Source organism: Micromonospora sp. NPDC003944, assembly GCF_053605225.1.
In genome coordinates, this window is record NZ_JBSGIV010000120.1 from 1 (window position 1) to 8574 (window position 8574).

At 70.9% G+C, this 8574-nt stretch carries 10 protein-coding genes; 4 read left to right on the forward strand and 6 right to left on the reverse strand.

Going from position 1 to position 8574, the window contains the following annotated elements:
• From ACWER9_RS31245 to rfbB, 6 genes are all read right to left on the reverse strand, one after another.
• A partial coding sequence (locus ACWER9_RS31245; RefSeq protein ID WP_452305231.1) for a glycosyltransferase family 2 protein occupies nt 1-925 on the reverse strand: 925 nt, incomplete at its 3' end.
• Nucleotides 922-2229 carry a lipopolysaccharide biosynthesis protein gene (locus ACWER9_RS31250; protein ID WP_452305232.1) on the reverse strand — a complete coding sequence of 436 codons (1308 nt, stop codon included), beginning with the start codon at nt 2227-2229 and terminating at the stop codon, nt 922-924. The genes ACWER9_RS31245 and ACWER9_RS31250, both read right to left, overlap by 4 nt.
• The gene (locus ACWER9_RS31255) at nt 2226-2927 is read right to left on the reverse strand and encodes a glycosyltransferase family 2 protein (protein WP_452305233.1); all 702 of its coding nucleotides are present in this window, start codon (nt 2925-2927) and stop codon (nt 2226-2228) included. The genes ACWER9_RS31250 and ACWER9_RS31255 overlap by 4 nt, the downstream gene beginning before the upstream one ends.
• Nucleotides 2920-3291, reverse strand: a complete 372-nt coding sequence (locus ACWER9_RS31260; RefSeq protein WP_139584287.1) for a DUF2304 domain-containing protein — start codon at nt 3289-3291, stop codon at nt 2920-2922. The genes ACWER9_RS31255 and ACWER9_RS31260 overlap by 8 nt, the downstream gene beginning before the upstream one ends.
• The gene (rfbD, locus tag ACWER9_RS31265) at nt 3288-4175 is read right to left on the reverse strand and encodes a dTDP-4-dehydrorhamnose reductase (RefSeq protein WP_452305234.1); all 888 of its coding nucleotides are present in this window, start codon (nt 4173-4175) and stop codon (nt 3288-3290) included. The genes ACWER9_RS31260 and rfbD overlap by 4 nt, the downstream gene beginning before the upstream one ends.
• Nucleotides 4172-5173, reverse strand: a complete 1002-nt coding sequence (gene rfbB, locus ACWER9_RS31270) for a dTDP-glucose 4,6-dehydratase (RefSeq protein ID WP_452305235.1) — start codon at nt 5171-5173, stop codon at nt 4172-4174. The genes rfbD and rfbB overlap by 4 nt, the downstream gene beginning before the upstream one ends.
• Before the next feature lie 85 nt (nt 5174-5258).
• Here rfbB and rfbA point away from each other — a divergent pair, with 85 nt between their 5' ends.
• From rfbA to ACWER9_RS31290, 4 genes are all read left to right on the forward strand, one after another.
• A complete protein-coding gene (gene rfbA, locus ACWER9_RS31275) occupies nt 5259-6149 on the forward strand; it encodes a glucose-1-phosphate thymidylyltransferase RfbA (protein ID WP_452305236.1) in 891 nt (296 codons plus the stop codon).
• A complete protein-coding gene (gene rfbC / locus ACWER9_RS31280; protein ID WP_452305237.1) occupies nt 6146-6769 on the forward strand; it encodes a dTDP-4-dehydrorhamnose 3,5-epimerase in 624 nt (207 codons plus the stop codon). Before rfbA ends, rfbC begins: the two co-directional genes overlap by 4 nt.
• Nucleotides 6770-6837: 68 nt before the next feature.
• On the forward strand, nt 6838-8196 hold the full coding sequence (gene pafA, locus ACWER9_RS31285; protein ID WP_030332925.1) for a Pup--protein ligase: 1359 nt from the start codon (nt 6838-6840) through the stop codon (nt 8194-8196).
• Nucleotides 8197-8264: 68 nt separating this feature from the next.
• Nucleotides 8265-8459 carry a hypothetical protein gene (locus ACWER9_RS31290; protein ID WP_452305238.1) on the forward strand — a complete coding sequence of 65 codons (195 nt, stop codon included), beginning with the start codon at nt 8265-8267 and terminating at the stop codon, nt 8457-8459.
• Nucleotides 8460-8574: the final 115 nt, after the last annotated feature.

An 8574-nucleotide genomic window follows, 5' to 3' on the forward strand; every position in this document is an offset into this window, starting at 1 on the left:
GACCGGTCATCAGCTCCGCGATGACCCCGTCCGGCACCCGGCGTTCGGCCTGTAGTTGCCGCCGCCGGCCGCGCACCCAGTCGCGGTTGCGCCACAGCCAGCCCCAGCCCTGCAGTTTCTGCCGGGACCAGCCGCCGACCAGTGCGGCGGTGAGCATGGCGGCCTCGGTGAGCAACAGCGCCGGGGCGAGCACGACGAGCGTCCGCGCCTCGTACGCGGTGAGCAGGGTGACCAGTCGGTTCCGCTCGACCAGGTAGAGCTTCAGGGTGTTGCGGGAAAACTCGTAGTGGTGACGCACCACGGCGTCCGGCACGTACTCCAGTCGGAGGCCGCGCTGCCACAGTCGCAGGCTGAGTTCGGTGTCCTCGTGGTAGGCGAAGTACTCGGCGGCGAAGCCGTCGAGGTCGCGCCAGAGCTGCCGGCTGATCACGAAGCAGCAGCCGCTGAGGGAGGGGACGACCCGCCGTTGGGCGTGGTTGCTCGCCGGTTCGCCGTTGCCGCCGGCCCAGGAGAGCCCGGTGAAGTGCAACGGGTTACCGCTGGTGTTGATCAGCTCGGGGGTGTCGGCCAACCGGATGGACGCCATGGCCGCGCCGACGCCCGCTTCGGCGGCGACGGCGGTGGTCTTGGCCAGGGCGTCGGGCGCGACGACGGCATCGGAGTTGACGAACGCGAGCCAGTCGCCGGTGGCCTCGGCCGCGCCGACCCGGCAGCCGCCGGAGTAGCCGGTGTTCTCCTCCGGTCGGAGCACCCGCACACCGGGCAGGCCCTTGACGATGTCGATGCCGTCCCCGGTGCAGCCGTTGTCGACGACGATGAGGTCGATCTCGACGTCGGTGCTGGCCAGCACGGCCCGAGCGGCGTCGACGAGGTAGGGCTCCGGGCCGTAGGCGAGCATGACGGCGCTCACCCGGGGTCGGGTCATCGGATGCCTCCGGATACGGCAGGGGCGACGGCCTCGGCGGGCGGCCGGGTGGGGGTGGGTCGGCGGGTGCCGCCGCGCAGCAGCAACGCCATGGTGGCGGCCACGATGACGGAGCCGATGGTGTACGCCAGTTCGACCCGCAGGGTGACCGGAGCCGGGATCAGCGTCACGGCGACCAGGGCGGCGACGCCGGCGGTCCAGGCGAGGGCCTGGGCGCGGTGCCGGTCGAGGGCGAGCAGGGCCTGGCCGAGCACCATCGCCCACAGGTAGGCGAGTGTGGCGGCCGCCAACCAGGCGAAGTCGCCGTGGCCGAGGACGCCGGGTGCGTCGAAGAGGGTGCCGACCAGCCATGGGCCGAGCAGCACGGCGCCGAGGGCGCCGGTGAGGCCGAGCGCGGTGACGATGCCGAGCGCCCGTCGCAGCAGGCTGTGGAAGCCGGCCTGGTCGCCGGTGGTGGCGGTGGTGGCGAGGCCGGGCAGCAGGGACGCCTGGAGGGAGCCGAAGACGAACAGGGGGATGCGGACCAGGACGAGGGCGGAGAGCAACGCGCCGGCCGCTGCCGCGTCGGAGGGGGCGAGCAACTGCACGTTGATCACGCCGATGTTCACCACGACCTGGGAGAGCAGGCTGGAGGCGGTGAGGAGGCCGAGGCCGCGCAGCAGGGTGGCCCAGGGCACCGGCGGGCCCGCGCCGATGGCACGCAGCACCGGCGGCAGGGTGAGCAGGACGCTGACCAGCGGGGCGGCGACGAGCACGAGCCCGTACCAGACGGGGGCGGTCACCCCGGCCAGCCCGAGCAGGGCGACCATGATGATGCGCAGGCCGCCGTCGATCCCGAGTTGAGCGCCGTACCAGGGGAACAGTTGCAGGCCGGAGAGGACGCCGCGGGTGGCGTAGGCGACGGCCATCGCGGCGAGTGCGCCGATCAGCACGGTGACCAGGCTGCCGTCACCGGCAAAGAGCTTGTCGGCGAGCTGTTGACGGCCGACGGTGACGGCCAGCACCAGCACAGCCAGCAGCGCCGCGGCGACGGTGACGCCGCGGGTCAGCACCGGCCCGGGGGGCAGGCCCTGGCTGTGCCGGGCGGCGACGATCCGGGCGACCTCCTGCTCGATGGGCATGAACACCCCGATGCCGAGGGTGAACACGATCGACCAGAGCACGGACAGGGACGAGTAGTCGGCCTTGCTCAGGCTGTGGCCGGCGACCGCGAGGTGAACGTAGGAGGCGAGCCCGAGAAGGGCCAGCCCGGCACCGACAGCGACGGTGCCGGGCGGGACCAGGCTCAGTAGCCGTCGGATCACCGGCGGATGAGCGCCAGCGTGAGGACAGCGAACGCGCGGCCGAGGTAGACCATCGCCTTGGCGGGGGAGTGGCTGGGTGTGCCCGCCATCCGCTTGCGCATGGCCACCGGCACCTGACGGATGCGGTAGCCCCGGCGGGCGGTGTGCACCAGGGTCTCCACCGTGTCGCCGAGGTACTCGGCCGGGTACCAGCCGGCGAACATCTCGATGACCCGCCGGTTGGCGGCCCGGAAGCCGGAGGTGGTGTCGGTGAGCTTGGTGCGGGCGACCCGGGACAGCACGGCGGAGAGCATCACCATCGCCCAGCGGCGGGGGCCGCGGACGTTGTAGTCGCCCTCACCGGCGAAACGTGCGCCGATGACGAGGTCGTTGTCGTCGAGCAGGTCGACGAGCTTCGGCACGTACCGGGGGTCGTGCTGGCCGTCGGCGTCGATCTGGATGGCGACGTCGTAGTTGTTGTCCCGGGCGTAGCGGTAGCCGAGGCGCATGGCGCCGCCGACGCCGAGGTTGTACGGCAGTTTGGCGACGTGGGCGCCGGCGGCGGCGGCGACGGCGGCGGTGCGGTCGGTGGAGCCGTCGTCGACGACGAGCACGTCGACACCGGGCAGTTCGCCGCGGACCTCGCCGACGACGTCGGCGATCGAGCCGGACTCGTTGAGCGCCGGGATGATGATCAATGTGCGCTTGCCGTTAACCATCGGTCGACACCAGTTCGTCTCGGGCTGCCCGGTCCGCGTCGATCTGCGCGCGGAGCAGGGCGAAGTCTTCGGCCAGGGTGCGGGTCTCTTCTTCCAGGGCGCTGACCTCCCAGCTGAGGTGTACGCACACCAGCAACAGGAAGACGATGCCGAGGAAGAGCACCAGGCTGACACCGGAGGCGACACCGAGGAGTTCGGCGACGTTGTCGAGCAGCCGGGGGAACAGGGACAGCGGAATCACGATGATCAGCACGGCGAGCCAGAGCATGCCGTACTTCTCGCGCAGCTGACGGCGGCGCAGCAGCTCGACGATGGTGCCGAGGAGCAGCAGGCCGGTCAGGCCGGTGACGAGGGTGAGCTTCATGCGACCTTCCACGGGGCGGGTGGAGCGGGGGAGTGGAACGCGTCAACCAGGGCGTCGTGCCAGTCTGGAAGCGGAGGCAGACCCACGGCTGCCCAGCGGCTGTGCCCTAGCACACTGTACGCAGGCCGGGGGGCGGGACGCGGATACCGGTCGCTGGTGGTGGGTCGGACCCGGTCCGGGTCCAGTCCGGCCAGCGTGAACGCGGCTCTGGCCAGCCCGTACCAGGTCGTCTGCCCGGCGCAGGTGCCGTGGTAGACGCCGGGCGTCGCGTGGCCGGCCAGCGCCGCGTCGGCCAGCGCGACGAGTCGTTCGGCGAGCGCGTAGGACCAGGTGGGTTGGCCGTGTTGGTCGTCGACCACGTCGAGGTGCTCGTGCTGGCCGGCGAGTCGGAGCATGGTGGCCACGAAGTTGGGGCCGTGTGCGCCGTACAGCCACGCGGTGCGCACCACGTACCCGGTGTCGGGCAGCAGCCGCGCGACGGCCTCCTCGCCGACCAGCTTGCCGCGGCCGTACGCGTTGACCGGCGCGGTGGGCGCGTCCTCCGGGTAGGGGGTGTCGGCGTTGCCGGCGAGCACGTAGTCGGTGGAGACCTGGATCAGCCGGGTGCCGTCGGTGGCGCACGCGGCGGCCAGGTTGGCCACCGCGTCGCCGTTGACGGCGGTCGCCGCCGCCTCGTCGACCTCGGCGGCGTCGACGTTCGTCCACGCCGCCGCGTTGATCACCAGATCGTGCCCGGCGACGGCGGCGTCCACCGCCGCGCGGTCGGTGATGTCCAGGTCGGCGCGGGTGGCGGCGGTGACCTTCAGGTCGGGTCGGGTCCCCAGGACGGTGATCAGGTCCCGGCCGAGCATCCCGCCCGCACCGGTGACGAGGAGTCGGGTCATGCGGTCGGCGCGGACTTGAGGGGCTCCCACCAGCTGCGGTTGTCCCGGTACCAGCGGACGGTGTCGGCGAGGCCCTGGTCCAGGGTGATGCTGGGGTGGTAGCCGAGCTCTTCGCTGATCTTGGTGATGTCCAGCGAGTACCGGCGGTCGTGGCCCTTGCGGTCGGTGACCGGGACGACCCGGTCCCACCCGGCGCCGCAGGCGTCCAGGAGCAGGCCGGTGAGTTCCTTGTTGGTCAGCTCGGTGCCGCCGCCGATGTTGTAGACCTCGCCGGCGCGGCCCTTCTGCTGGACGAGGGCGATGCCGCGGCAGTGGTCGTGCACGTGCAGCCAGTCGCGGATGTTGCCGCCGTCGCCGTAGAGGGGGACGGTGCCACCGTCGAGCAGGTTGCTGACGAACAGCGGGATGACCTTCTCGGGGAACTGGTACGGGCCGTAGTTGTTGGAGCAGCGGGTGACGACCACGTCCATGCCGTGGGTGCGGTGGTACGACAGCGCCAGCAGGTCGGAGCCCGCCTTGGACGCCGAGTACGGGGAGTTCGGGGCGAGCGGCCAGGTCTCGGTCCAGGAGCCCTCGTCGATCGAGCCGTAGACCTCGTCGGTGGAGACGTGCACGAACCGGCCGGTGCCGTGGCGCAGCGCGGCGTCGAGCAGCGTCTGCGTGCCCAGCACGTTCGTGGTGACGAACGGCGCGGCCCCGGCGATCGAGCGGTCGACGTGCGACTCGGCGGCGAAGTGCACGATCACGTCGTGCTCGGCCACCACCTCGTCGACCACGACCGGGTCGCAGATGTCGCCCTGCACGAACCGTAGTCGAGGGTCGTCGCTGACCGGCTCGAGGTTGGCCAGGTTGCCCGAGTAGGTCAGCTTGTCCAGCACGGTCACGACGGCCGGCTCGAGCGGCGGCACGCCGTCCGCACTGCCGAGGGGCTTGCCCAACAGCAGGCGAACGTACTCCGACCCGATGAATCCGGCTCCGCCGGTGACGAGGATCCTCACGGGTCCGGAAGTATACGCGACAGGTGACGCGACGCCTGGGACGCGACCCCCGCACAATCTGCCCGGGTACGGCTAGGCTTCCCCGGTGCGTGGAATCCTACTTGCCGGCGGCACCGGATCCCGGCTCTGGCCGATCACCCGGGCGGTCTCGAAGCAGCTGATGCCGGTCTTCGACAAGCCGATGATCTACTACCCGCTCTCGACCCTGGTGATGTCCGGGGTCCGGGAGATCCTGGTGATCACGACCCCGGACGACCAGGACCAGTTCCGTCGGCTGCTCGGCGACGGCAGCCAGTTCGGGCTGCGACTGGAGTACGTCAGCCAGGAGCGTCCGGAGGGCATCGCACAGGCGTTCATCCTCGGCGCGGACTTCATCGGCGCCGAGTCGGTGGCGCTGGTCCTCGGTGACAACATCTTCCACGGCGTGGGTCTGGGTCGGCAGCTCGCCGCGCACGGTGACCCGGTCGGCGGGCGGGTCTTCGCCTATCAGGTGGCCAACCCGCAGGAGTACGGCGTGGTCGACTTCGACGCCGACGGTCGGGTGCTCTCGATCGAGGAGAAGCCGGCCCGTCCGAAGTCCCGCTACGCGGTGCCCGGCCTGTACTTCTACGACAACCGGGTGGTGGACATCGCCCGCAAGCTCACCCCGAGCGCCCGCGGCGAGCTGGAGATCACGGCGGTCAACGAGGTGTACCGGGAGACCGGGGAGCTGTCGGTGACGGTGCTGGACCGGGGCACCGCCTGGCTGGACACCGGCACGTTCACCTCGATGATGCAGGCCGCCGAGTTCGTCCGGGTGGTCGAGGAGCGGCAGGGGCTCAAGATCGGTTGCGTCGAGGAGGTCGCCTGGCGGGCCGGCCTGATCGACGACGCGCAGCTGCGCGCCCTCGCTGAGCCGCTGACCAAGAGCGGCTACGGCGACTACCTGCTCGGTCTGCTGAGCGAGCAGACCACCGGCGACGGGGGTTCCTGGTGAAGATCCGGGAGCTGAGCATCGAGGGCGCCTGGGAGATCAGCCCCCAGCAGCACGGCGACCCGCGCGGCATGTTCATGGAGTGGTACCGCTTCGACCGGCTCGCCGAGGCGGTGGGGCACCCGCTGCGGCTGGCCCAGGCCAACCTGTCGGTCTCCGCGCGTGGCGTGGTGCGCGGCGTCCACTTCGCCGACGTCCCGCCCGGGCAGGCCAAGTACGTGACCTGTGTGCGGGGCGCGGTCCTCGACGTGATCGTGGACCTGCGGGTGGGTTCGCCGACGTTCGGCCGTTGGGAGGGCGTCCGGCTGGACGACACCGACCGGCGGGCGGTCTACCTCAGCGAGGGGCTGGGGCACGGGTTCTGCGCGCTGACCGACGACGCGACGTTGAGCTACCTCTGCTCGGCCACCTACAACCCGACCGGCGAGCACGCGGTGCACCCGCTGGACGAGGAGCTGGGCATCGAGTGGCCCGCCGACGTCCCGCTGCTGTCCGCGCGCGACGACGCGGCGCCGACCCTCGCCCAGGCCCGCGAGCAAGGTCTGCTTCCCGAGTACGACAACTGCCAGCGGTTCGTGGCGAGCCTCGGGCCGGACGGAATGTCGCACTCAACCGGTATGTGACCACGCCTGGAGCACGACCTGTGGTGTGACAGTGACGAACCGGGCCTCCGGGCGGCTAATGTCACACCATGGAGCGGCGAATCTTCGGCCTCGAGACCGAGTACGGCGTCACCTGCACCTATCGCGGGCAGCGGCGGCTGTCCCCGGACGAGGTCGCGCGGTATCTGTTCCGGCGCGTGGTCTCCTGGGGTCGGTCCAGCAACGTCTTCCTGCGCAATGGGGCCCGGCTCTACCTGGACGTCGGGTCGCACCCGGAGTACGCGACACCGGAGTGCGACTCGGTGACCGACCTCGTCGCCCACGACCGGGCCGGCGAGCGGATCCTGGAGGGCCTGCTCGTCGACGCCGAGAAGCGGCTGCACGACGAGGGCATCGCGGGTGAGATCTACCTGTTCAAGAACAACACCGACTCGGCCGGCAACTCGTACGGGTGCCACGAGAACTACCTGGTCTCGCGGCACGGCGAGTTCGGCCGGCTCGCCGACGTGCTCATCCCGTTCCTGGTCACCCGGCAGTTGATCTGTGGGGCCGGCAAGGTCCTGCAGACCCCACGCGGCGCGGTCTACTGCCTCTCCCAGCGGGCCGAGCACATCTGGGAGGGCGTCTCCTCGGCGACCACCCGCAGCCGCCCGATCATCAACACCCGCGACGAGCCGCACGCCGACGCCGAGCGCTACCGGCGGCTGCACGTCATCGTCGGCGACTCCAACATGAACGAGGTCACCACGCTGCTCAAGGTCGGCACCGCCGACATCGTGCTGCGGATGATCGAGGCCGGGGTGGTGATGCGCGACCTGTCCCTGGAGAACCCGATCCGGGCCATCCGGGAGGTGTCGCACGACATCACCGGCCGGCGCAAGGTGCGGCTGGCCAACGGCAAGGAGGTCAGCGCACTGGACATCCAGCAGGAATACCTGGCCAAGGCCACCGAGTTCGTCGAGCGGCGCGGCGGCGACCAGGCCGCCAAGCGGGTCGTCGAGCTGTGGGGCCGGGTGCTCAACGCGGTGGAGACCGGCGACCTGGAGCCGGTCTCCCGGGAGATCGACTGGGTCAGCAAGCTGCGGCTGATCGAGCGCTACCAGCGCAAGCACGACCTGCCGCTGTCGCACCCCCGGGTGGCGCAGATGGATCTGGCCTACCACGACGTGCGCCGTGGCCGGGGTCTCTACGGGCTGCTGGAGCGCCGTGGCGACGTCGACCGGGTGGCCACCGACCCGGAGATCTTCGAGGCCAAGGAGACTCCGCCGCAGACCACCCGGGCCCGGTTGCGGGGCGAGTTCATCCGGCACGCCCAGGAGAAGCGCCGGGACTTCACCGTCGACTGGGTGCACCTGAAGCTCAACGACCAGGCGCAGCGCACCGTGCTCTGCAAGGACCCGTTCCGGGCGTACGACGAGCGGGTCGAGCGGCTGATCGCCAGCATGTGACAGGCTGCCTCAGCTCCGGCGGTGGGCTACGCCGCCGGAGCCGGGCGGCCCGGTAGGCTGAGCGCGCCATGACGACTTCTGGACCTTCCGACCGCTCCGAGCGCGGCACCGAGCGGCAGAACTGGGTCGAACGCCGGCGGGAGAAGATCCGCGCCGAGATCGACCGTAACCGGCGCGGTGAATACACGGTGCCGACGTGGGTGCTGGCCCTGGCGCTGGCGCTCATCGTCGGCGGCTGGCTGGCCCTGATCTTCCTGGCCTAACCCCTCCGCATCCTCAAGTTGATCAAGAGGTTTGCGTCACTCCGAGCCCGGTTTCTGACGCAAACCTCTTGATCAACCGCGTGAAGGGTCGGGGCGGGGGGTGGGGTGGGTGGGC

Bases quoted from the DNA above. Each gene is read 5' to 3' on its own strand.
- rfbD (WP_452305234.1), bottom strand. From the start codon at position 4,175: ATGACCCGACTCCTCGTCACCGGTGCGGGCGGGATGCTCGGCCGGGAC.
- ACWER9_RS31255 (WP_452305233.1), bottom strand. From the start codon at position 2,927: ATGGTTAACGGCAAGCGCACATTGATCATCATCCCGGCGCTCAACGAG.
- ACWER9_RS31260 (WP_139584287.1), bottom strand. From the start codon at position 3,291: ATGAAGCTCACCCTCGTCACCGGCCTGACCGGCCTGCTGCTCCTCGGC.
- ACWER9_RS31290 (WP_452305238.1), top strand. From the start codon at position 8,265: ATGACGACTTCTGGACCTTCCGACCGCTCCGAGCGCGGCACCGAGCGG.
- pafA (WP_030332925.1), top strand. From the start codon at position 6,838: ATGGAGCGGCGAATCTTCGGCCTCGAGACCGAGTACGGCGTCACCTGC.